The organism is Chelativorans sp. M5D2P16 (assembly GCF_034427935.1).
Classification (GTDB): Bacteria; Pseudomonadota; Alphaproteobacteria; order Rhizobiales; family Rhizobiaceae; genus Chelativorans.
In genome coordinates, this window is record NZ_JAXQNM010000012.1 from 170,839 (window position 1) to 193,863 (window position 23,025).

The 23,025-nt window shown below is 63.5% G+C and carries 23 protein-coding genes; 14 read left to right on the forward strand and 9 right to left on the reverse strand.

Annotated elements, in window-relative coordinates; genetic code table 11:
* Positions 1-12 precede the first annotated feature (12 nt).
* The 10 genes from nuoL (at position 13) to SIN08_RS06655 (ending at position 11,923) form a co-directional block, all read left to right on the forward strand.
* Complete coding sequence (gene nuoL / locus SIN08_RS06610) at positions 13-2,001, forward strand: NADH-quinone oxidoreductase subunit L (protein WP_322450782.1); 1,989 nt, start codon at positions 13-15, stop codon at positions 1,999-2,001.
* Positions 2,002-3,510 (forward strand): NADH-quinone oxidoreductase subunit M, encoded by a 1,509-nt coding sequence (locus tag SIN08_RS06615; protein WP_322450783.1) that lies wholly within the window; start codon positions 2,002-2,004, stop codon positions 3,508-3,510.
* Positions 3,511-3,524: 14 nt separating this feature from the next.
* Positions 3,525-4,961 carry an NADH-quinone oxidoreductase subunit NuoN gene (gene nuoN, locus SIN08_RS06620; RefSeq protein WP_322450784.1) on the forward strand — a complete coding sequence of 479 codons (1,437 nt, stop codon included), beginning with the start codon at positions 3,525-3,527 and terminating at the stop codon, positions 4,959-4,961.
* Between the two features lie 3 nt (positions 4,962-4,964).
* The gene (locus SIN08_RS06625; protein ID WP_322450785.1) at positions 4,965-5,783 is read left to right on the forward strand and encodes a biotin--[acetyl-CoA-carboxylase] ligase; all 819 of its coding nucleotides are present in this window, start codon (positions 4,965-4,967) and stop codon (positions 5,781-5,783) included.
* Positions 5,784-5,863: 80 nt separating this feature from the next.
* Positions 5,864-7,471 (forward strand): ribonuclease J, encoded by a 1,608-nt coding sequence (locus SIN08_RS06630; RefSeq protein ID WP_322450905.1) that lies wholly within the window; start codon positions 5,864-5,866, stop codon positions 7,469-7,471.
* Positions 7,472-7,481: 10 nt separating this feature from the next.
* A complete protein-coding gene (gene mce, locus SIN08_RS06635; protein WP_322450786.1) occupies positions 7,482-7,886 on the forward strand; it encodes a methylmalonyl-CoA epimerase in 405 nt (134 codons plus the stop codon).
* A gap of 90 nt (positions 7,887-7,976) precedes the next feature.
* Entirely contained in the window at positions 7,977-8,243 is a 267-nt protein-coding gene (locus SIN08_RS06640; RefSeq protein ID WP_322450787.1) for a DUF1467 family protein, read from the forward strand.
* 381 nt (positions 8,244-8,624) lie between these two features.
* Complete coding sequence (gene proS / locus SIN08_RS06645; protein WP_322450788.1) at positions 8,625-9,953, forward strand: proline--tRNA ligase; 1,329 nt, start codon at positions 8,625-8,627, stop codon at positions 9,951-9,953.
* The gene (locus SIN08_RS06650; RefSeq protein ID WP_322450789.1) at positions 9,950-11,233 is read left to right on the forward strand and encodes a lipoprotein-releasing ABC transporter permease subunit; all 1,284 of its coding nucleotides are present in this window, start codon (positions 9,950-9,952) and stop codon (positions 11,231-11,233) included. Before proS ends, SIN08_RS06650 begins: the two co-directional genes overlap by 4 nt.
* The gene (locus SIN08_RS06655) at positions 11,234-11,923 is read left to right on the forward strand and encodes an ABC transporter ATP-binding protein (protein ID WP_322450790.1); all 690 of its coding nucleotides are present in this window, start codon (positions 11,234-11,236) and stop codon (positions 11,921-11,923) included.
* A gap of 214 nt (positions 11,924-12,137) precedes the next feature.
* On the opposite strand, the gene SIN08_RS06660 is transcribed toward SIN08_RS06655, so the two are convergent.
* From SIN08_RS06660 to SIN08_RS06695, 8 genes are all read right to left on the reverse strand, one after another.
* A complete protein-coding gene (locus SIN08_RS06660) occupies positions 12,138-12,488 on the reverse strand; it encodes a VOC family protein (protein WP_322450791.1) in 351 nt (116 codons plus the stop codon).
* 894 nt (positions 12,489-13,382) lie between these two features.
* Entirely contained in the window at positions 13,383-15,446 is a 2,064-nt protein-coding gene (locus SIN08_RS06665) for an ASKHA domain-containing protein (protein WP_322450792.1), read from the reverse strand.
* A gap of 78 nt (positions 15,447-15,524) precedes the next feature.
* Positions 15,525-16,499 (reverse strand): methyltetrahydrofolate cobalamin methyltransferase, encoded by a 975-nt coding sequence (locus tag SIN08_RS06670; RefSeq protein ID WP_322450793.1) that lies wholly within the window; start codon positions 16,497-16,499, stop codon positions 15,525-15,527.
* Between the two features lie 163 nt (positions 16,500-16,662).
* Complete coding sequence (locus tag SIN08_RS06675) at positions 16,663-17,760, reverse strand: methylenetetrahydrofolate reductase (protein WP_322450794.1); 1,098 nt, start codon at positions 17,758-17,760, stop codon at positions 16,663-16,665.
* Positions 17,757-18,359: a methylenetetrahydrofolate reductase C-terminal domain-containing protein gene (locus tag SIN08_RS06680; protein ID WP_322450795.1), complete on the reverse strand. Its 603-nt coding sequence runs from the start codon at positions 18,357-18,359 to the stop codon at positions 17,757-17,759. Before SIN08_RS06680 ends, SIN08_RS06675 begins: the two co-directional genes overlap by 4 nt.
* A complete protein-coding gene (locus SIN08_RS06685; protein ID WP_322450796.1) occupies positions 18,346-18,648 on the reverse strand; it encodes a virulence factor in 303 nt (100 codons plus the stop codon). Before SIN08_RS06685 ends, SIN08_RS06680 begins: the two co-directional genes overlap by 14 nt.
* A 115-nt stretch (positions 18,649-18,763) precedes the next feature.
* Entirely contained in the window at positions 18,764-19,438 is a 675-nt protein-coding gene (locus SIN08_RS06690; protein WP_322450797.1) for an exopolysaccharide biosynthesis protein, read from the reverse strand.
* A gap of 216 nt (positions 19,439-19,654) precedes the next feature.
* The gene (locus tag SIN08_RS06695; RefSeq protein ID WP_322450906.1) at positions 19,655-20,230 is read right to left on the reverse strand and encodes a DUF1638 domain-containing protein; all 576 of its coding nucleotides are present in this window, start codon (positions 20,228-20,230) and stop codon (positions 19,655-19,657) included.
* A gap of 101 nt (positions 20,231-20,331) precedes the next feature.
* On the opposite strand from SIN08_RS06695, the gene SIN08_RS06700 reads away from it, so the two are divergent.
* Positions 20,332-20,496 (forward strand): entericidin, encoded by a 165-nt coding sequence (locus SIN08_RS06700; protein WP_322450798.1) that lies wholly within the window; start codon positions 20,332-20,334, stop codon positions 20,494-20,496.
* 55 nt (positions 20,497-20,551) lie between these two features.
* Here SIN08_RS06700 and SIN08_RS06705 read toward each other — a convergent pair whose 3' ends face one another.
* Positions 20,552-21,250, reverse strand: coding sequence for a corrinoid protein (locus SIN08_RS06705; RefSeq protein WP_322450799.1), 699 nt, complete (start codon positions 21,248-21,250; stop codon positions 20,552-20,554).
* Between the two features lie 332 nt (positions 21,251-21,582).
* Here SIN08_RS06705 and SIN08_RS06710 point away from each other — a divergent pair, with 332 nt between their 5' ends.
* From SIN08_RS06710 to SIN08_RS06720, 3 genes are read left to right on the forward strand one after another with little or no spacing between them, the layout of a single operon-like run.
* Complete coding sequence (locus tag SIN08_RS06710) at positions 21,583-22,059, forward strand: hypothetical protein (protein ID WP_322450800.1); 477 nt, start codon at positions 21,583-21,585, stop codon at positions 22,057-22,059.
* A 19-nt stretch (positions 22,060-22,078) separates the two neighbouring features.
* Entirely contained in the window at positions 22,079-22,465 is a 387-nt protein-coding gene (locus SIN08_RS06715) for a hypothetical protein (protein WP_322450801.1), read from the forward strand.
* Entirely contained in the window at positions 22,462-22,905 is a 444-nt protein-coding gene (locus SIN08_RS06720) for a hypothetical protein (protein ID WP_322450802.1), read from the forward strand. The genes SIN08_RS06715 and SIN08_RS06720 overlap by 4 nt, the downstream gene beginning before the upstream one ends.
* The last annotated feature ends 120 nt before the right edge of the window (positions 22,906-23,025 follow it).

Below are 23,025 nucleotides of genomic sequence, written 5' to 3' on the forward strand. Positions count from 1 at the left end.
GAGGGGACCTTCATGTATCAAGCGATCGTTTTTCTGCCGCTTGCGGGCTTCCTGATTGCTGGGCTTTTCGGCCGGTCCATCGGTGCCAAGGGGGCCGAATGGATCACCTCCGGTTTCCTGGTGATCGCGGCCGTCCTGTCCTGGATCGCCTTCTTCACCATGGCGCTCGGCGACGGCCAGGCCTTCACCGTGCCCGTCATGCGCTTCATCTCCTCCGGCGCGCTCGACGTCGACTGGGCGCTGAGGATCGACACGCTGACGGCCGTGATGCTGGTGGTGGTCAACACCGTCTCGGCATTGGTGCACGTCTATTCGATCGGCTACATGCACCACGATCCGCACCGGCCGCGCTTCTTTGCCTACCTGTCGCTCTTCACCTTCGCCATGCTGATGCTGGTGACGTCGGACAATCTGGTGCAGATGTTCTTCGGCTGGGAAGGCGTGGGCTTGGCCTCCTACCTGCTCATCGGCTTCTGGTACAAGAAGCCGTCGGCCAATGCCGCGGCCATGAAGGCGTTCATCGTCAACCGCGTCGGTGATTTCGGCTTCATCCTCGGCATTTTCGGCGTGTTCATGCTCTTCGGGTCGATCAATCTCGATACTATCTTCGCCAACACGGCCTCCTTCATGCCGGGCGAGGGGGCAGGTGAGGCGGCCGAGCCGGTGCTCACCTTCCTCGGCTATGCGCTGATGCCGGAGGCGGCGCTCACCGTCGTCTGCCTGCTTCTCTTCCTGGGTGCCATGGGCAAGTCCGCGCAGGTGCCGCTGCACACCTGGCTGCCCGACGCCATGGAAGGCCCGACGCCCGTTTCCGCGCTCATCCATGCCGCCACCATGGTGACGGCGGGCGTGTTCATGGTGGCGCGGCTTTCGCCGATCTTCGAACTCTCGGCCACCGCGCTCACGGTCGTTACCGCCGTCGGCGCCTTTACGGCCTTCTTCGCCGCCACCGTCGGCCTGGTGCAGAACGACATCAAGCGCGTCATCGCCTATTCGACCTGTTCGCAGCTCGGCTACATGTTCGTGGCGCTCGGTACCGGCTTCTACAGTGCGGCCATCTTTCACCTGTTCACACACGCCTTCTTCAAGGCGCTGCTCTTCCTCGGTTCAGGCTCGGTCATCCATGCGGTCTCCGACGAGCAGGACATGCGCAAGATGGGCGGGCTGCGCACGCTGATCCCGCAGACCTACTGGATGATGATCATCGGCACGCTGGCGCTGACGGGTGTCGGCATCCCCGGCACCATCCTCGGCACGGCCGGCTTCTTTTCCAAGGATGCCATCATCGAAGGGTCCTTCGTCGCCCACAACGCGGTCGCGCCCATCGCCTTCGTGCTGCTCGTCGTCGCGGCGGTCTTCACCAGCTTCTATTCCTGGCGTCTCATCTTCATGACGTTCCACGGCAAGCCGCGCGCCTCGGCCGACGTCATGCATCACGTGCACGAGTCGCCCCTGGTGATGCTCGTGCCGCTTTTCCTGCTGGCCGCCGGTGCGCTGTTCGCGGGTATCGTCTTCCACGAATATTTCGTCGGACACGACTACGATCACTTCTGGAAGGGCACGCTGTTCACCCTTCAGGAGAACCATATCCTCGAAGAGTTCCATCACGTTCCGCTGTGGGTGAAGCTGTCGCCCTTCGTGGCCATGCTGCTCGGGCTTGCAGTGGCGTGGCACTTCTACATCCGCTCGCCGGAGACGCCGAAGCGACTGGCGGCCCAGCACCGGGGGCTTTATGCCTTCCTTCTCAACAAGTGGTATTTCGATGAGCTCTACGACTTCCTTTTCGTCGGGCCGACCAAGCGCCTCGGCCACTTCCTGTGGAAGAGGGGCGACGGCTGGTTCATCGACGGCTTCGGCCCGGACGGTATCTCCGCCCGCGTGATCGACGTGACCAACCGGGTCGTCAAGATGCAGACCGGATACCTCTACCACTACGCCTTCGCGATGCTGATCGGCATTGCCGCCCTCGTGACCTGGATGATGCTCGGGAGCTCGTTCTAAATGACCGACTGGCCTATTCTCTCCACGGTCACCTTCCTGCCGCTCGTCGGCGCCTTTCTCATCCTGCTGATCCGGGATGACGGGCAGGGCGCGCGCCGCAACATCCGCAACGTCGCGCTGCTGACGACCGTCTTCACATTCATCCTGTCGCTCTTCGTGTGGATCGGCTTCGATCCGTCCGTGCCCGGCTTCCAGATGGTGGAAAAGCGCGAGTGGCTGGACGCCGGCATCTCCTACCACATGGGCATCGACGGCATCTCGGTGTTGTTCGTCATCCTGACGACCTTCCTGATGCCGTTCTGCATCCTGGCGAGCTGGGAGGCGATCGACAATCGCGTCAAGGAATACATGATCGCGTTTCTGATCCTGGAAACGCTGATGATCGGTGTCTTCTGCGCCCTCGACATCGTGCTCTTCTACGTCTTCTTCGAGGCGGGCCTCATCCCGATGTTCATCATCATTGGCGTGTGGGGCGGCAAGCGGCGCGTCTATGCGAGCTTCAAGTTCTTCCTCTACACGCTGCTCGGCTCCGTCCTGATGCTGCTCGCCATGATGGCCATGTTCTGGCAGGCCGGCACGACGGATATTCCGACGCTCCTCACCCACGTGTTCCCGACGCCGATGCAGTATTGGCTATGGCTGGCCTTCTTCGCCTCCTTCGCGGTGAAGATGCCGATGTGGCCGGTGCACACCTGGCTGCCGGATGCGCACGTGGAAGCGCCGACGGCCGGCTCGGTGATCCTGGCCGGCATCCTGTTGAAGATGGGCGGCTACGGCTTCCTGCGCTTCTCGCTGCCCATGTTCCCGGTTGCCTCGATCGATCTGGCGCCGTTCGTCTTCACGCTCTCGGTGGTGGCGATCGTCTACACCTCGTTGGTGGCGCTGATGCAGGAGGACATCAAGAAGCTGATCGCCTATTCCTCCGTCGCCCATATGGGCTTCGTTACCATGGGCATCTTCGCGTTGAACGAGCAGGGCGTGCAGGGTGCGATTTTCCAGATGATCTCCCACGGCCTGGTCTCGGGCGCGCTGTTCCTGTGCGTTGGCGTCGTCTACGACCGCATGCACACGCGCGACATCGCCGCCTATGGCGGGCTGGTCAACAACATGCCCAAATATGCGGTGGCCTTCATGGTCTTCACCATGGCTAATGTGGGCCTGCCCGGTACCAGTGGTTTCGTCGGCGAGTTCCTGACGCTGCTCGGCGTATTCCAGGTCAACACCTGGATCGCATTCTTCGCCGCCACCGGCGTGATCCTGTCGGCGGCCTATGCGCTGTGGCTTTACCGGCGCGTCATCTTCGGCGCGCTCACCAAGGAGAGCCTCAAGGGCTTGTCTGACCTGTCGCTGCGCGAGAAGACCATTCTCTATCCGCTTGTCGCCCTTGTCATTTTCTTCGGCGTCTATCCGGCGCCGCTGCTCGATGCGACCGCTGTCTCGGTCGAGGCGCTGCTCAACCAGGTGAGCGTGTCGGTCGATATGGCCGCAGCCGGCGCGACATCCAATTGAACGGACGATGACTCATGACGTTTGATCTCACCTCGAGCCTGATCCTCGCCGTTCCGGAAGTGGCGCTGGCGCTGGGCGCCATGGCGCTCTTGATGATCGGCGTCTTTTCCGGCGAGCGTGCGAACACGACCGTTACCGGGCTTGCCGTCGCACTGCTCCTGGCCGCCATCGCCTGGCTCGTCATCTTCCCGAGCGAGGGGTTCGCCTTCGATGGCGCTTTCGTCAGCGATCCCTTCGCCCGGTTCATGAAGCTCCTGACCCTGATCGGCGCCGCGGTGACGCTCGTCATGTCGGTCGGTTTCGCCAAGGCCGAAAAGTTCGACAAGTTCGAGTATCCCGTTCTCATCATGCTCTCCACGCTTGGCATGATGCTGATGGTCTCGGCCAACGACATGATCTCGCTCTATCTCGGGCTGGAGTTGCAGTCGCTGGCGCTTTACGTCGTCGCCGCCATCAACCGCGACAGCGTGCGGGCGACGGAAGCGGGACTGAAATACTTCGTTCTCGGCGCACTTTCCTCGGGCATGCTGCTTTATGGCGTTTCGCTGGTCTACGGCTTCACCGGCAACACCGGATTTGACGCGATCGCGGCCGCGCTTTCGGGCGGCGAGCGGCAGCTGGGTCTCGTCTTCGGGCTCGTCTTCGTGCTCGCGGGCCTTGCTTTCAAGATCTCGGCCGTGCCGTTCCACATGTGGACGCCGGACGTCTATGAGGGGGCGCCCACGCCGGTGACGGCGTTCCTTGCCGCCGCGCCGAAGATGGCGGCAATGGCGCTGCTCGTGCGCGTGACCATGGGGGCCTTCGAGCCGGTCGCCTTCGACTGGCAGCAGATCATCGTCTTCATTTCCATCGCCTCGATGCTGCTCGGCGCCTTTGCGGCCATCGGCCAGCGCAACATCAAACGGCTGATGGCCTATTCCTCGATCGGCCACATGGGCTACGCACTGGTCGGTCTGGCCGCCAACTCGCCGGAAGGCGTGCGCGGCGTCGTCATCTACATGATGATCTATCTGGCGATGACGCTCGGCACCTTCGCCTTTATTCTTGCGATGCGCCGCAACGACACGAATGTCGAGCAGATTGACGATCTGGCGGGGCTTGCCAGCACTAACCCGATGATGGCCACCGTCATGACCATCCTCATGTTTTCGCTGGCCGGCATTCCCCCGCTCGCGGGCTTCTTCGCCAAGTGGTACGTCTTCCTGGCCGCCATCAATGCCGAGCTTTACTGGCTTGCCGTCATCGGTGTTCTGGCCTCGGTCGTGGGCGCGTACTACTATCTGCGCATCATCAAGGTGATGTGGTTCGATGAATCCGTGGGCGGCTTCCAGCCGATGGCGGGCGAACTGCGCTTCGTCCTGATGCTTTCAGGCGCGTTCGTGCTTTTCTACGTCTTCTTCGGCGGCCCTGTCGGACGCCTCGCGGAAGCCGCCGCGTCGACCTTCTTCTGATCCATGTTTGCGCTCGCGCCTTCCGCTCTTGCCGCCGGCTACCGGCTGGAGGCGCATGAAAGGGTTGGCTCGACCAATGCCCTGGCCCTGGAGAGGGCGCGCCAGGGCGATCCCGGCAGGCTCTGGGTCGTCGCCTCCCAGCAGGAAGGCGGCCGTGGGCGGCGCGGACGCCCCTGGGCCACGCCGCCGGGCAATCTCGCCGCCACGCTTCTCATATCCGAGGTGCAGGACGGTGCGGCGGCGGCCACGCTGGGCTTCGTGGCCGGGCTGGCGCTGGGGGACGCGCTCTCGGCCACAGTGCCCGACGCGCGAGTCGCGGTCGGCGTGGACGGCGCGGAGAGGGGGCGCAGCCGGTTTGCTCTGAAATGGCCGAACGACCTTTTGGCCGACGGGGCGAAACTGGCGGGGATTCTCCTGGAGTCCACCTCGCTCGAAGGCGGCCGGCTGGCACTTGCCGCCGGCATCGGGGTGAACGTCGCCTCCCATCCAGAAGACGTGCCCTATCCGGCCACATCGCTCGCAAGCCTCGGCGCGAAGCTTGACGCCGGAATGCTGTTTCTGGCGCTGTCGGATGCTTGGATCGACAATGTCCGTCTGTGGGACGGCGGTCGCGGGCTTGCGGCCGTGCGCGAGCGCTGGCTCGAGCGGGCGGCAGGTCTGGGTGGCGAGGTCTCGGTGCGTGTCGACGGCCGGGTGGTGCGGGGCGTTTTTGAAACAATCGATGAATTATGCAGGTTCGTTATCCGTGAAGATGACGGCACGCGTTTGCGCATAGCGGCTGGCGACGTGCATTTCGGTGCCGTCGCTTCCGTGCGCGCGTGAAGAACCATAAGGGAGAGAACGTGGCTTCCAAGCAGCCGGAACTGGTGTTTTGCCCCTTGGGCGGGGTGGGCGAGATCGGAATGAATTTCGCGCTCTACGGCTATGGGCCGCCACAGGAGCGCAAGTGGATCGTCGTCGATTGTGGTGTCACCTTTCCCGGCCCGGACTTGCCGGGCGTCGACCTCGTTCTTCCGGATATCCGGTTCATCGAAAAGCAGGCGGAGAACCTCGCCGGGATCGTGATCACCCACGCGCACGAGGACCACTACGGGGCGCTGCTCGACCTCTGGCCGCGCCTGAAGACCAATGTGTGGATGACGCCATTCACGGCCGGCCTTCTGGAAGCCAGGCGCGCCGGTGAACTGAATGCGCCGGATGTGCCCGTCACCATCTTCCGCGCGGGCGAACGCTTCACCGTCGGGCCTTTCGCCATCGAGGCGATCGACGTGACGCACTCGATCCCCGAGCCGGTTTCGTTGGCGATCACCACTCCAGTCGGTACCATCGTCCATACAGGCGACTGGAAGCTCGATACTGCACCGGCGTTGGGCCCTAAGACAGACGAGGCTCGTTTCCGGGCGCTGGGCGAGGCGGGCGTGCTGGCGCTCGTCTGCGATTCCACCAATGCCATGCGCGAGGGCGAATCGCCGTCGGAGGAGGCCGTGGCCGGCGGGCTGAAGGAGGTGATCGAGAAGGCGGAGGGCCGCGTCGCGGTCACCACCTTCTCTTCCAATGTCGGGCGCATCCGCTCGATCGCCGAGGCGGCGCGTGACGCCGGGCGGCAGGTTCTGGTGCTCGGACGGTCCCTGCAGCGCGTCATCGATGTGGCGTCCGAACTCGGCTACATGGATGGCCTGCCGCCTTTCCTGACGGAGGAGGATTTCGGCTATATCCCGCGCGAAAACGCCGTGGTCCTTTGTACTGGCAGCCAGGGAGAGCCGCGCGCGGCGCTTGCCAAGCTGTCGCGCGACGAGATGCGCAACGTGGCGCTGTCGCCGGGCGATACGGTGGTCTTCTCCTCGCGGGTGATCCCGGGCAACGAGAAGGCGATCATCACAATCAAGAACCGGCTCATCGAGCAGGGCGTGAAGATCATCGAGGACACGGACGCGCTGGTCCACGTCTCCGGCCACCCGCGCCGCAGCGAACTCAAGAAGATGTACGACTGGATCAAGCCGCGTATCCTGGTGCCCGTTCACGGCGAGGCGGCGCATCTGGTGGCCCACGGCGCGCTTGGCGCTATGGCAGGCATTCCCGAGGTGGCGCAGGTGCGCAATGGCGACATGCTGCGACTTGCGCCGGGAGCGGCGGAAATCATCGACCAGGTGCCTTGCGGGCGCATTTTCAAGGACGGTAGAGTGATCGGCACGGATGACGAGGTCGGCGTGCGCGAAAGGCGCAAGCTGTCCTTCGCCGGACATGTGGCCGTGAACGTCGTGCTCGACGATCGCTACGATCTTGCCGGCGATCCCGACCTTGTCGCGCTGGGTGTCGCCGAGACGAATGCGCGCGGCGAGCCGCTGGAGGAGATAATGCTGGAAGCGGCGGTCGGTGCCGTCTCCAGCATTCCGCGGCCGCGGCGCAAGGATCTCGATCTGGTGGCCGAATCGGTACGCCGCGCCGTGCGCGCCGCCGCGAACGATGCCTGGGGAAAGAAGCCGATCGTGACGGTCTTCGTCACCCAATAGGGGAAGAGAGATGCTCGGCAGGCTCAATCACGTCGCCATCGCCGTGCCGGATCTGGCCAATGCCACCGCCGTCTACCGCGACGTTCTGGGTGCCGCGGTCTCCCAGCCACAGCCGCTTCCCGAACACGGCGTGACGGTCGTCTTCGTCGACCTCGACAACACCAGGATCGAGTTGCTCGAACCGCTGGGCGAAGATTCGCCCATCGCCCGCTTCCTGGAGCGCTGTCCGGTCGGCGGGATGCATCATATCTGCTACGAGGTCGATGATATCGCCGCCGCCCGCGAGCGTCTGGCCGCGCACGGCGCACGGGTGCTGGGCGATGGAGAACCGAAAATCGGCGCACACGGCAAGCCGGTGCTCTTCCTCCACCCGAAGGATTTCGCCGGCACCCTGATCGAGATCGAGCAGGTGTGACCCGACGCCGCGTCGTGCGCATCTTAAAATCGCCGCCCGAGGCACTATTGTGTGAACCGGCTCCGCGACCATGGGGCAACGGAGAGCGGAATGACCTGGATATCCCTTGCCGCTGTATTTTTCATCGCCTGGTGGCTGATGCTGTTCGTGTCGCTGCCCTTCGGGCTGCGCACGCAGGATGACGAAGACGATGTTGTTCTCGGCACCGAATCGAGTGCGCCGCGCGGGCCGCATATGCTGCGCGCCATGATTCGCACCACGGTGCTGACCGTTCTCCTGATCGGCGCCTATTACACGCTCACGGCCGTCCTGGGCTTCGGCTTCGAGGACATCCCGCGCATCGTGCCGGATTTCTGAAATTCAAGGCAAAAAAAAGCAAGGCACCAGGCCTTGCAACTAAACGCGTCCGATCCTCATCCGTTTCCTCAACGGCGGCTGCGGGCTTCCGCGCCGGGATCGTATCCTCCCAAGACTTTGACCGCGTATCGAGAGCGGATTGTCGTTCTGCTCTCTTGTTATGTGATATTCACATTAGACTAAGTTTCAAGGCAATGTCACGAAAAATTTTGCCCTACATTGGACATGTTACCGCTTGACCGTGCTTCGGGCGCTTTGCCGCTGCGAGGGTGGCGGTCGCCTTCAAACCCGTGGGTTTTCAAGCTGTCACGAAATGGCTAAGAAGCCCGAGGATATCTTTCGGCGGCGTTGATTCCGCCCCTGTATTTTACGGATCTGTTCATGCGACTGTCGCGCTTCTTTCTGCCCATTCTGAAGGAGAATCCCCGTGAGGCGGAGATCGTCTCGCACCGGCTGATGCTGCGCGCGGGCATGATCCGGCAGCAGGGCGCGGGCAGCTTCTCCTGGCTGCCGCTTGGGAAGCGCGTTCTCGACAAGGTCTGCAATATCATTCGCGAGGAGCAGAACCGCGCCGGCGCCCAGGAGATCCTGATGCCGACCATCCAGTCGGCCGAATTGTGGATGGAGAGCGGGCGCTATGACGATTACGGCAAGGAGATGCTGCGTATCACCGACCGGCATGAGCGCAAGATGCTCTATGGGCCCACCAACGAGGAGATGGTCACCGATATCTTCCGCGCCTATGTGAAATCGTACAAGGATCTGCCGCTGAACCTCTACCACATCCAGTGGAAGTTCCGCGACGAGGTTCGGCCGCGTTTCGGCGTCATGCGCTCACGCGAGTTCCTGATGAAGGATGCCTACAGCTTCGACCTGGATTTCGAAGGCGCGCGGGCCGCTTACAACCGCATGTTCGTGGCGTATCTGAGGACCTTTCACCGCATGGGGCTGAAGGCCATTCCCATGCGCGCCGAGACCGGCCCGATCGGCGGCGATCTCAGCCATGAGTTCATCATTCTCGCCTCCACCGGCGAGAGCGAGGTGTTCTGCCACCGGGAATTTCTCGACCTGCCCGTTCCCGGCGCCGATATCGATTTTACCGACGAAGCCGAGATCGGCGGGGTGGTGTCCCAGTGGACGGCACCCTATGCGGCGACGGACGAAATGCATGAAGAGGCGGCCTGGAAGGACGTGCCGGACAAGGACCGGCTTTCCGCGCGCGGCATCGAGGTCGGCCACATCTTCCATTTCGGGACCAAGTATTCCGAGCCCATGAAGGCCAGCGTGACGGGACCCGACGGGCAGGAACACTTCGTTTCCATGGGATCCTACGGCATTGGCCCCAGCCGGCTCGCCGCGGCGATCATCGAGGCGAGCCACGACGAGAACGGCATCATCTGGCCTGAAGCCGTGGCGCCGTTCGACATCATGCTCATCAACATGAAGACGGGCGATGCGGAGTGCGACCGGGTTTGCGGTGAGCTTTACGCCGGGTTGAGGTCGGCCGGCCGCGAGGTCCTCTACGACGATACGGACGGCCGGGCCGGCGCCAAGTTCGCCACCGCGGATCTCATCGGCCTTCCCTGGCAGATCATCGTCGGCCCGCGCGGTGTGGCCAACGGCGAGGTCGAGATCAAGAATCGCGCCACGGGGGAGCGGCAGACCCTCGCCATCTCCGCGGTGCCTGGCCGGTTCGGCGCGCGCGCATGAACGACAAGGCGGAAGCCGGCGGAGAGACACGGCCGTTCTCCTACTTCGAGCGACTGGTCGCCTGGCGTTATCTGCGCTCGCGGCGCAAGGAAACCGTCGTCTCCGTCATCGCCTCCATTTCCTTTATCGGCATCATGGTCGGCGTCGCCACGCTGATTGTCGTCATGGCCGTGATGAACGGCTTCAGGGCCGAGCTTCTGAACCGCATCCTCGGCGTGCAGGGGCACTTGATCGTGCAGCCGACCGACATGCCGCTCGACAATTACGACGCCGTTGCCCGCCGCATTTCCGAGGTTCCCGGGGTCAGGCTCGCCGTGCCCCTGGTGGAGGGGCAGGTTCTTGCCTCCGGGCGCAGCGGTGCCGGCACCGGCGCGCTGATCCGCGGCGTGCGCGCGGAAGACCTGACGGAGATGGACCTGATCTCGCAAAACGTACGCCAGGGCTCGCTGATCGATTTCGCCGCCGGGCAGGGAGTTGCTGTGGGTTCCCGCCTGGCCCAGAACCTCGGATTGGGCCTTGGGGATACGATCACGCTCATTTCGCCGGAGGGCAATGTCACGCCCTTCGGCACGACGCCGCGCGTGAAGGGCTATCCGATCACGGCGATCTTCGAGATCGGCATGTCGGAATATGACGCCGCCATCCTGTTCATGCCGATGCAGGAGGCCCAGCTCTATCTCAATGTCGAGGGGCTGGCGCAGCACATCGAGGTCTTTGTCGACGATCCCGATAACGTGGATGCTCTACGACCATTGGTCGAGGAGGCGGCCCAGCGTTCTGTCCTGATTTCCGACTGGCGCCAGCGCAACCGGACGCTTTTCTCCGCGCTGCAGGTGGAGCGCAACGTCATGTTCATGATCCTGACGCTGATCGTGCTCGTTGCCGCGCTCAACATCATTTCCGGCATGATCATGCTGGTGAAGGACAAGGGACACGACATCGCCATCCTGCGCACCATGGGGGCGACCAGCGGGTCGATCATGCGCATCTTCCTGATGGCGGGGGCGGCGATCGGCGTGGCCGGCACGCTGGCCGGCTTCATTCTCGGCACGCTGCTTTGCATGAACGTCGAATCGATCCGGCAGTTCTTCTCGTGGCTCTCGGGGACCACGATCTTCGACCCGGAGGTCTATTTCCTGAGCCAGTTGCCGGCGGACATGCAGACGGGGGAGACGGCGGCCGTCGTGCTCATAGCGCTGGTCCTGTCCTTCCTCGCCACCCTTTTCCCCGCCTGGCGCGCTTCGCGCCTCGACCCCGTGGAAGCCCTGAGATACGAGTAAATGGCCGAAAGCGTCCTGGAACTGAAGTCGATCGACCGGCGCTATGTGCAGGGTTCCAAGGAACTCGTCATCCTGAATGGCGCGGATTTCACGCTCTGTCCCGGTGAGATGGTGGCGCTGGTGGCGCCGTCCGGCACGGGCAAGTCGACGCTTCTGCACATTGCCGGCCTTCTGGAATATCCCGATGCCGGCGACATCGTCATCAACAGCCAGTCCTGCGCGGAGCTTTCCGACGACAGGCGCACGGCGATCCGCCGTGCAGAGATCGGCTTCGTCTATCAGGCCCATCATCTCCTGCCGGAGTTCACCGCGCTGGAAAACGTGATGATGCCGCAACTCATCGCCGGGCTCGGTCCCGCCGAGGCGCGCGAGCGGGCCACGCAGCTCCTCTCCTATCTGAAGCTCGGACCGCGTGTCGAGCATCGCCCGGCGGAGCTGTCCGGCGGCGAACAGCAGCGCGTGGCGATCGCCCGCGCCGTCGCCAACGCGCCGATGGTCCTGCTCGCCGACGAACCGACCGGCAATCTCGACCCCGGCACCGCCGGCTATGTCTTCGACGCTCTGGAAGCGCTGGTGCGCCATTCCGGTCTCGCCGCTCTGATTGCCACGCACAACAAGGAACTGGCCGCGCGCATGGACCGGCGCGTGACGCTGTCCGAGGGCAAGGTGGTGGAGATGGTGGAGACCTGAAGCGGGATGTGTTCAGGCGCATCCGTCTCCGCGCATCAACCCGGACAGTCTCCGCTATCACTCCGTCCTTCGGGACGACATGGCGGCGGCGGCTTCGCACAATTTCGTCCCCCTTTGGTGCCCGGCCCCTAAGACTGGCTTCTTGTAAGCGGATGCACAGAGCGAAAAACCACGGTGTCCTTCGTGTGGTCCAAATGGACGCACGGCGCCGCAGCTATCTGTGGCTAAGGATGTTCACTACGCGGCCGAACGGATCGCGCACATAGAAGCGGCGAACACCCCAGGGTTCGTCAGCCGGACCGTATTCGATCGCAAATCCAGCCGCTTTCATGCGCGCCAGCGCAGCGTCCAGATCATCGACTTCGATGGACAGGTCGGGTGTCTCCGTGCCCGAGCCGCCTTCCGACGCGATGCTAACCTGCACGCCCGGCGCGCCGGACGCGCCGTAGGTCACGATCCACCCAAGGTCCATCAGGCGGTCGAGGCCGAGCGCCTCACCATAGAACTGCTCGGCGGCGGCGAGATCTCGCGTGTCGATATTGGTGACGATTCGCTTGACCTTCATGACCTCCAACTCCAGCAACATTCATTTCGCCATCACGCCCGCGGTGTGGAAGCGGTAAACCATGGGCCTGACGGTCCATGAGGGGGACTTTGCGCCAGGGGGCTTTTTACGCGGAACGATGAAAAGCAGTGACTCAACTGCATTCCAGGATCGCCCGCGCCGACCCGTTCCCGCCAATCCTTCGCGCAGTCTACCAGAACGCACTTTACCCGTTGTTAACGCTGCGAACCAGCGCACCTGATGGGCACACCGTGTTGTGATTGACAAGAACATAAGACGAACATATAAGGTTCATATCAAGATCATGAAGCGGTTTTGCACAGGAGAAACCCATGGCCGACCTCATTCAGGATGTCCTCTCACTGGTTGCCGTCAGCTCCTTCATCGTCGTCGCCGCGACCTGGATCGGCGCGTTGTAAGCCGACCTGAAAGGGGGCGCCGGCAGGTGGCCCCGCAGAAAAGTGATGCCGACAGCCGCCGGCGGTAGGCATCGTTCCGGCATGGCGGCTAGGATCTCAATCCCGACACACAGGATCCTCGGGTCGAGCCGAGGACGACGAAGGGCAGGGGCGTTTCGTTAATCGCCGACGGTGGGGGACTGCGTTTCTATCTCCACTTTCGTCATCCTCGGGCTCGACCCGAGGATCCATGCCCGGACATCGATACGCCCCATCGGTGAAGAATTAGCGCCGCTGGTATTGGCTCGCATGCCCGAATCGTACCCATGCGCGCCGGTTGCGGGGAAATGGGCGGAGCGTGATGCCGACGCTCACGCGGTTCTGGAAAAGACCGGTTTCCCGTCGGGTGTTCGCGCCAAGCGAATAGGCGGATTGCCGCATCACGTGCGCGAGACGGTGGAAAAACCGGGATCGGCTCGGATAAGGCGGCGGGGACCTATCGTCGGCGCCGCGCCATGCGTTCCTCGCGCGAGCGCCGGCGCGGCCGCTCGGTGCCGCCTCCTTCGCCGTCAAGCACCTTGCGCGGCGGCAACTTCACCTGGGCAGCCAGCCGGGGGAAGGGGTCCACCTTGTTGGGCAGGGCCATGGCGTAGACGAAGTGCTCCTGGAACTTCGGCTCCAGCGCAGTTTCGATCTTCTCGATCCGGTGCACCGTCTCCTCGATCTCACGGCGATGATTGCGGTTGAGCAATGCCATGCGCGCGCCGGTGCCGGCGGCATTGCCGACCGCGGAGACCTTCTCCAGATCGCAGTCGGGAATGAGGCCCAGCACCATCGCGTAACTCGGGTCGATGAAGGAGCCGAAGGCGCCTGCGAAGCGGATCGTGTCGACGGTCTCCACGCCCTGCTTTTCCATCAGAAGCTTCGTGCCGGCGTAGAGTGCGGCCTTGGCGAGCTGGATGGCGCGCACGTCGTTCTGGGTGACCGTGATGCGTGGCGTCGCTTCGCTGAGCACGTAGGAGAAGGTGCGACCGTCCGCGACAATGCGGGGGCTTTTGAGAGCCAGCGCGCCGTCGATCACGCCGTCCTCGGAAATGATGCCGGAAAGATACATCTCGGCGATCACCTCGATGATGCCGGAGCCGCAGATGCCGGACACCCCCGTGGCTTCCACCGCCTCGGCGAAGCCCGGCTCGTCCGACCACAGATCACAGCCGATGACGCGGAAGCGCGGTTCGAGTGTTTCGCGGTCGATGCGCACGCGCTCGATGGCGCCCGGGGCGGCGCGCTGGCCGGAAGAAATCTCGGCGCCCTCGAAGGCCGGGCCGGTGGGCGAAGAAGCGGCGACGACGCGCCGGCGATCGCCGAGCACGATCTCGGCGTTGGTGCCGACATCGACGATCAGCATCATTTCGTCCTGCCGGTGCGGACCTTCCGACAGCGTGACGGCCGCGGCATCGGCGCCGACATGGCCGGCGATGCAGGGCAGGACGTAGGTCCGGGCACCGGGGTTGAGTGCCAGGCGCAGTTCGCCGGCCCTGGCGTTGACCGCGCCGGAGACTGCGAGCGCAAAGGGCGCACCGCCGAGCTCCGAGGGATCGATGCCCAGAAACAGGTGGTGCATGATCGGATTGCCGACGAAGACGGCATCGAGGATATCGGCGCGCTGGATATTGCCCTCGGCGACCACCTTGTCGACCAGCTTCGAGACTTCCTGGCGCACGGCCTTGGTCATGGCCTGCCGCCCGTCCGGGTTCATCATGACGTAGGAGACGCGGCTCATCAGGTCTTCGCCGAAACGGATCTGCGGGTTCGATGCGCCGGCCGAGGCCACCACGCGACCTGAAAGCAGCGAGACCAGATGCATGGCGATGGTGGTGGAGCCGATATCGCAGGCGATCCCGTAGGCCTCGTTCTTCAGTCCCGGCCAAAGCGCGATGATGCGTGCGGCGTCGCCCTCCTCGTCGTGATGGATCGCGGCGGTGACGGCCCATTCGCCCTGGCGCAGGATGGACTGGACGTCGCCGATGAGGTGCGTGTCGGCCTCCAGCCGCGCAAAGCCCCATTCGCGGTGCAGCGCCGCCTTGAGCCGGTCAAGGTCGCCCAGTGGCTTGTGCATATCGGGCTCGTCCACCTCGACATAGCAAAGCTGAACTGCGGGATAGCGCTCGATGACGCGTGCGTCGGCGTCCTTGCGCACGACCTGCGCGTTAACGATCGCATCCTGGGGTACATCGACGACGAGGTCGCCTTCGATGGTGGCGGAGCAGGACAGGCGCCGCCCGGCGGGAAGCGCGCGTTTTTCGGCGTAGCGCGCCTCCTTGGGACCGACGGCCGAGATGCTGTCCCTGGAGGAGGAGATCTTGTGCTTGGCGAAATGCCCCTCCTGCACCTCGATCTGGCAGCGCCCGCAGGTCGCCCGCCCGCCGCACACGCTTTCCACATAGACGCCGAGCTGACGCGCGGCATCGAGGATCGTCGTGCCCTTGGCAAAACGCCCGCGCTTGCCCGAAGGCATGAAGAGCACGAGGTGCTCGGTTATGTTGGGCGGGGCATTCATGGGAGGTGGAATTCCTTGCCTCGGGCGGCACCTTGTCGCGCCCGAGGGGCGACAGGGCCGCCTATCTCCTGATTTGCCTTACCGTCCCGTCCGCGCCATGCGCGCTTCGCGGCCGCCGCGACGGCGGCCGGCGAGGGCGGCTTGACCGTTTCCATTGGAAGACTCCGCCGGGGCTCCGGAGTTCCCGGCAGCAGGCTGGTGGTCCTTGTAGGTCATGATCCAGTTGTAGCAATTGGGATCCGTGCCGTTCAGCACGTTGGCCGCGCGCACGGCTTCCATTTCCTGCGGCCGGCAGGGGTTCATGATGGCGCTGGTCATGCCGGCGCCGATGACCATGGGAATGAAGCCGGCATTGATGCCGTGGCGATGCGGCAGGCCAAAGGAGATGTTGGAAAGGCCGCAGGTCGTGTTGACCTTCAGCTCTTCGCGCAGGCGACGCAGAAGCGCAAAGACCTGTTTGCCCGCCGTGCCCATGGCGCCGATCGGCATGACGAGCGGATCGACCACGATGTCGTGCGCGGCAATGCCATAGTCGGCGGCACGCTGGACGATCTTCTTCGCCACCTCGAAGCGCACGTCCGGGTCTTCGGAAATGCCGGTCTCGTCGTTGGAGATCGCGACCACCGGGACGTCGTATTTCTTGATGAGCGGCAGGATGGCTTCCAGCTTCTCCTCCTCGCCGGTCACCGAATTGATCAGCGGACGGCCCTTGGCCACCTGGAGCGCCGCCTCGATGGCCGCCGACACGGAGGAATCGATGGAAAGGGGAACATCGACCAGACCTTGCACGATCTCGAGCGTCTGGACGAGAAGGGCGGGCTCGGTGGCGTTCGGATCGACCGCCGTCACGCCGGCATTGACGTCGAGCATGGTCGCGCCTGCGGCCACCTGGTCGAGGGCGTCCTTCTTCACCGTCTCGAAGTTGCCGGCCACCATCTCGGCGGCGAGCTTCTTGCGGCCGGTCGGATTGATGCGTTCGCCGATGACGCAAAAAGGCTGGTCGAAGCCGATGACGACTTCCCGGGTCGCAGAGGCGACGATGGTGCGGGTCATGCGCAGTCCTCCAAAGGATATAAAGACTTCTTTATATGGTTATCTCATGTGTTTCAAGAAGGAGGGAATAGGGCAACAAGGGAGTAGGCGGCTGGTCGCCTGCTTTCGCGTCCGGATCTCCGGTCCTCGTGCGTTTTACTCCTGTTGCCTCATTCCCACGCCCTCAGTTCGTCGCATCCTTCACCATGTCGACCGGCTTCTCGCTCGGCGTTTCAAGGATGTGCTCGAGGCGGTCGGCCACCAGCGCGTCGTCCAGGCCGGGCTCGCGCTTCCAGGGACGGCGTCCCTTCAGCACGCCGGACTCGTGCACGATCTCCGCCACATATTCCTCCTGGCGGTAGGCCATGACGTGGACCCCGGAAACGCCGTCGATCTCCTTCACCTCGTTGATGATGTCGATGCACAGGCGTTTTCCTTCCGCTTTCTGGTCCTTCGCGCCGTCGAGCCGTGCGATGACGGAATCGGGGATATGCACGCCGGGCACGTTGTTGCGGATCCAGCGCGCCGCCTTGGCCGAGGCGAGGGGGCCGACGCCGACGAGAATGAAGCATTGCTCGTCCAGGCCCAGATCGCGCACGCGCTTCATGTATTCCTTCAGCATCGGTACATCGAAGCAGTACTGGCTCTGCACGAACTGCGCACCGGCGGCGATCTTCTTGGCCAGCCGCAGCGGGCGGAAGTCGAAGGGCGGGGCGAAGGGGTTGATGGCGGCGCCCATGAAGACTGCGGGCGCGGCGGTGAGCTTGCGGCCGGAGAGAAATTTTTCCTCGTCGCGCATGGTGCGCACGGTCTCCAGCAAGGACATGGAGTCGAGATCGAAAACCGGTTTCGCGCCTGGCTGGTCGCCGGCCTGCACGCCATCGCCCGTCAGGCACAGGATATTGCTGACTCCCATGGCCGCCGCACCCAGCACATCGCCCTGGATGGCGATGCGGTTGCGGTCGCGGCAGGCGATCTGCATGATCGCCGCGTAGCCCATGCGCGTGAGTAGCGCGCAGATGCCCAACGAGGACATGTGGCAGTTGGCGCCGGACGCGTCGACGGCGTTGATACCGTCCACCCAGCCGTCGAAGACGGCGGCGCGCTCATAGACGTCCTGCGCGTGAGCGCTGTCGGGCGGGTTGAGTTCGGCCGTGACGGCGAACTCGCCGCGCCTCAGGATGCGCTCCAGCCGCCCGCGCGAGACGTGACCGGGCAAGGGATCGAGCGGCAGGTCGATGCCGTGCGGGTTCTCGTCGGGATGGGGCGGGCGGTGGTTCATCGGACCTCCTTCGCCTTTTCCCGTTCGGCGGCGGCGAGTGCAGTGACGCGCAGCCAGGCGGACGTTTCTCGGAGCGACTGGTCGACCGGCTTCTGCACAGTCAGGATGGCATCCCGGTTGCGCATGCGCTGGGCGCCTTCCCAGGCCTTCACCCATACGCAGGGCATGTCGGGTTCGACCTCGCAATTGCCGTTTGCGCGCACACCGCCGCAGGGCCCGTTTCTGAGCTGCTTGGGACAGTTCATGGGACAGGACATGCCGGTGGAGGAGAGAATGCACTGTCCGCACATGCGGCAGTCGAACATGAGACCCTTCACCTGCCGTTCGACGAATTTCACCGGCTTTTCGGCGCGCCGATAACCGATCGCCTGCCACAATGGATGAAGGGTCAGGAAAAGATCGGCGAAGCGTGCGTAGAACCATTCCAGAAAGCGGGCGTGGCGCACCGACCACAGCCGCATGGTGTAACGCCGCTGGACGCGGCGTTGGGGCGAAACACCCCAGGGCTTGTAGGCCAGGAGCGCGCGCGCCTTTCTCACCAGCGTTGCCTGGGTGACGCGCTTCCTTACGGAATTCGGCTTGTTATTACCCTTTTGCATGTCCGCCTGCCTTGACCAGCGCCTTCAGACGCTCGTCGGGAAACGCCTGTTCGATGGTCCGAAGGGCCATGTCGGCCTCGGCTTCCAGGTCGTCGCCGACGGGCTCCGGATCGCCGCGCCGCCATTCGGCCAGATAGGCATCGGTATCACGCGCGCCCACGCGCATGGCACACATGTCGATCGCCTCGGTGAAGCGCAGGGGCAGCTCACGCTTGGCTGCCTTGCGTCCTTTCCTGACGATCACCTGGGCGGGAATGTCACGCCAGTAAACCACGATCAGATCGGCCATCGTGCCTCTTGCCTCTTCGGTTTTTCGAGCATTGCCGTAAGCGTCGAAGGCCCGCTTGCTGCGTGACGACGCGCGCGCTTTCAAAAGCGACGCCGCATGACACGGGGGCGGGTCGTTAGTGGATTAGCACGCCAGCCAGGAGGCTGGCCGCCCCCACGACAACGGCGATGACGGCCAGGGACAAGGCGCCGCTCACGACGGCGATGGACAAGAGCACGCCGTCGCGCTCGGAAAGCGCCAGGCCAACGAGGGCGCAGGAGAATGCCGGGAACCAGTTGCCGAGCGGAATGGGGAGCGTCACGGCGATCGACAGGATAAGCGCGATCGACCCGATGATGCGGTCGGCGTGGCTGCGGGCGAACGGCCAATAGCGCGGGCGGATGAAGCGCTCCGCCCATTTCAGCCGCGGAATGAACCGTTTGGTGAAATGGCGGAAACTGTCAGCGGCGATCGATTTCCTCAAAACGAACTTCGGTAGCCAGGCGGCGCGGCGGCCGAACACCATCTGAACCGACAGCAGAAGAAGCGGAATGCCCAGCACCAGCGTGCTGCCAGGGGGCAGGGGTAAAAGGTTGAGACAGGAGAAGAAGACAAGAAGCGCGGCAAAGCTGCGGTCGCCTAGCGCCTGGCGGAACTGCTCGACCGTGACCGGCCCATCGGCATTGCGGGCCAGCTCTTCGAAGACGGCGGACAGGCGGCGTGGCGGATTGTCCGCGGCGGGCCGGCCCGACAGCGCTTCCAATCCCGTATTCTCCGCCTTCACGTTACCGTGGTCCTGTCGCGCCGACACACTGTTTGCCTGCAAAACATCCTGCAAAACATATTGTCCGGCTGCAATTAAGCTTTCGTGACAGGCCGGGCAAGCCGAGGCCGGCGCGTCTTGCGAATGGCCGCCAAAGCCGGAAGCGGTGCAGCGACCGTCTTGGAGGTGGGGAAGGCAGCGCAGGCAAGGAGCATCTTCATGCTCCCAATACCAGCCGTTGATTGAAGCGTTTTTATGGTGGCGCTAAGCCGCCGGCGCGGTGCTGGCGGCCTTTGCAAGCGCCGTGGACAGATCGCCATAGCCGGTAAAGCGTCGTTCGTAGGAAAGGCTCAGGAGTCCGGCTGCATTGCGCGCGACCTTCTCCAGTTCCGGATCGTCCGTTTGCGCGAGATAGACCAGTTTTTCGTAATTGCCGAAGAAATCCGCGATCAGTTCTGGATGGCGGTCGAGGCCAAGGGGCTTGAGAAAGAACGCATCGAACTGGCGGCACAAGAAATCGGTCATGTAGAAGGCCTGCATGTCGTCCTCGCCGATCGCCTCGAAAGCGTCCAGACCCTGGTAGAAGGCGAAGCAGTGCGGGCCCGCGATGCGCTCGACGCCGTGCTTTTCGCAGACACGGTCGACCGCGCCGCCCGACCCGCAATCGGCATACCCGACGAAGATGTGGCGATAGCCTTCCCCTCGGGCTTTCTCGATTGCAGCGTCGAGTGCGGGAGCGATGCGATCGGGGCGGTAATGAAACGCCGCCGGCAGGCAGGTAAGCTCCAGATGGTCGAACCCCAGGCGCTCGCGCACGGCCAGCACCTCGCGCGCAATCATGCCGCAAGCCACGACCAGAACCTTTTCAGCCCACGTGCGTTTCAGGGGTGTCAAACATGTTCCTTTCTGCGCGATTCGTGCGCACAACAAGGGAGAGACGCATGCTCGCCACGATTTTATCACGCCTCGTCGTCCTGATCGCCGTTATCGGCCTGACGGCAGGATGCGCCAATACGATTCGCGGTGTCGGGCAGGACACGGCCAACGTGGTCGATGCTACCCAGGATGCCGGCGAAAACGTTGCCGGGTCCGCGAACTCCTATTGAGCGAAACCCACCCAGGATCCAGGGCGCCGGGTCGTGAAGGGAGGTGACAGCCTCTTCAGGCCGAAGCGCCCACATTGTGCTTGCGCTTCATGAACTCCTTGGCGGTCTCAACGGCAACCGCCGCATCCCGGCAGTAAGCGTCCGCGCCGACGGCCTTGCCGAACTCCTCGTTCAGCGGCGCACCGCCCACGAGCACGATGTAATCGTCGCGGATGCCCTTTTCCTTCATCGTGTCGATGACGACCTTCATGTAGGGCATCGTGGTCGTCAGCAGCGCCGACATGCCGATGATGTCGGGCTGGTGTTCCTCGATCGCGGCCAGATAGTTCTCGACGGGATTGTTGATACCCAGATCAACGACGTCGAAACCGGCGCCTTCCATCATCATGCCGACGAGATTCTTGCCGATGTCGTGAATGTCGCCCTTGACGGTGCCGATCACCATCTTGCCCTGCTTGGGCGCGCCGGTCTCGGCGAGCAACGGGCGCAGGATGTTCATGCCGGACTTCATCGCGTTGGCGGAAAGAAGCACCTCCGGCACAAACAGGATACCGTCGCGGAAATCCTCGCCGACGATGCGCATGCCCTCCACAAGCGCCTGGGTAAGAACCTCGTAGGGTGCCCAGCCGCGGTCGAGCAGGATGCGCGTGCCTTCCTCGATCTCCTCCTTCAGGCCGTCGTAAAGGTCGTCGTGCATCTGCTGCACGAGCTCGTCATCGGGAAGTTCGGAAAGAACGATTTCTTCATCGGACATTTGCTGGCTCCTGCCGTCCTACGGTCAGCAATCCGCTCGCGACCCTGGTGAGTCTAGACATAATCGGTCTTTTGGCGTCTTCCATGGCCGAATTGCGACGTGATGCAAAAGGAAAGCGACTGATACGGGCGGATTGGCTGACCATGAAGCTTGCTTCGTATATACCACCTTTGCGTGCATTTTGGTAATTCTTTTGGAAGAGCGAAGGGAACTGCCCTTTGAAAATTCACCAGGAAAGTTTGAATATGCAACTTTAGATTTATTTAACAGGAACGAGCTCATGCTTTCCGATATGCTGTCCGGGTTGGAATATTGGTTTACGGAGAAGTTTCATGAGATATCTGACGAAATCCTTTGTCGCAGCCACCGCTCTGGCCGCTTCGACGCTGCCCGGCCTTGCCGCGGACGGAACGGTTCTCTTCAATGCCTCCGTTTTGTCGACGTGCCTCATCACCATTGGAACACCCGGCGTCATGACGGCGAGCGCCGACTACACCGAATTGAGCTCGCTCGAGGCAGGCGGGGCTTCGGGCACGGCGACCATCCTGACGACCGCGGCCGGCTATGAAGTCTCCACCAGTGCGCCGGTGGCCTTTGTCTCGGCGCCGGCCGGCGGCGACGATTCCGTCACTTTCGCGTCCAGCTACAGTGCCAGCGGCGTGACCTCGCTCACCGATATCGTCGGCTCGGTGACCTCGGTGCTCGGTCTCGGGCTTACAAACCTTGCCGTCGACCTCACGGCCACGAAATCCGCCGGTGCCTTCCCGGCCGGAAGCTATGTCGCCGAAGTCACCGTCACCTGCGAGTGAACGGATGGCTGCCGGGAGCATGGCGAAAGGGCTGATTGCGGTGCTCGCCGTGTTGGGGGGCGCCCCGACGGCAGACGCGCAGGCAATGACGCCGATGCGCGGCGAGGTCACCAGCTTCAGTGACGAATTTGCCGTGCGGGTCAGGCCCTACAATCCCTACCAGCACCGCATCCAGGTGGAAGTGCGGGTCTATGACCAGGATTTCCGTCCTGTGGCCGCCAAGATATCCCCGCGGCGGCTCATGCTCGGCGGCAAGGCCTCGCGACCCGTGCTCGTCGTGGTGGGTTTCGAGGGTGCCGCGCAACGGCGCGTCCGGGTGTGCACCGAAAGTGTTCCGTTTCCACGTCAGAAAACCAGGATAAAGGCACAGATATGCGGACGTTTCATCGCCCGGCGGCTGCGTTGAGCCTGACCTTTTTGACCGGCCTGCTGGCGTGCCCGCTTGCCCGGGCCGACGACCAGTACATCATCAACCAGAAACAGACAGGGGTGAGCCTGCCGGGTGTCGTGATGCCGCATGGTTTCGACGAGATTCGCGCGGCCGACGGTACGACATGCCGCTCGTCGATGTCCGGATCCGGCGCCTATGTGGATTCCGGCGTTATCGGAGGCGGACTGGACGGTTCCTCCTCGCAGACGCTTTCGGCCTATGGGCGCGTCGTCGTTCCCCTCGGCAGAAAGCCGAAACGGCTCGATTGCGACCGCCTGTATCAGCTCGAGCTGGAGCGGTTGCGGCTGGAAGTTCAGCTCTTGAAACACGGCCTCGACCCGCGCACGAACAGCGCGGTGTCGAACGAGGCCGATTGGGCAAGCGACGATGGCTGGACGACCGGCGACCGCCGGTGAGCGCCGTTCATCGACCGGTGCCCGCTCTCAATGCGACACGGTCTGGCGCTCGCGGAACGTTCGCAGCCGCCTGTGTGAATACGATGCGGATGAGAGGCATGTCGCCCGCAACGGGGTGGA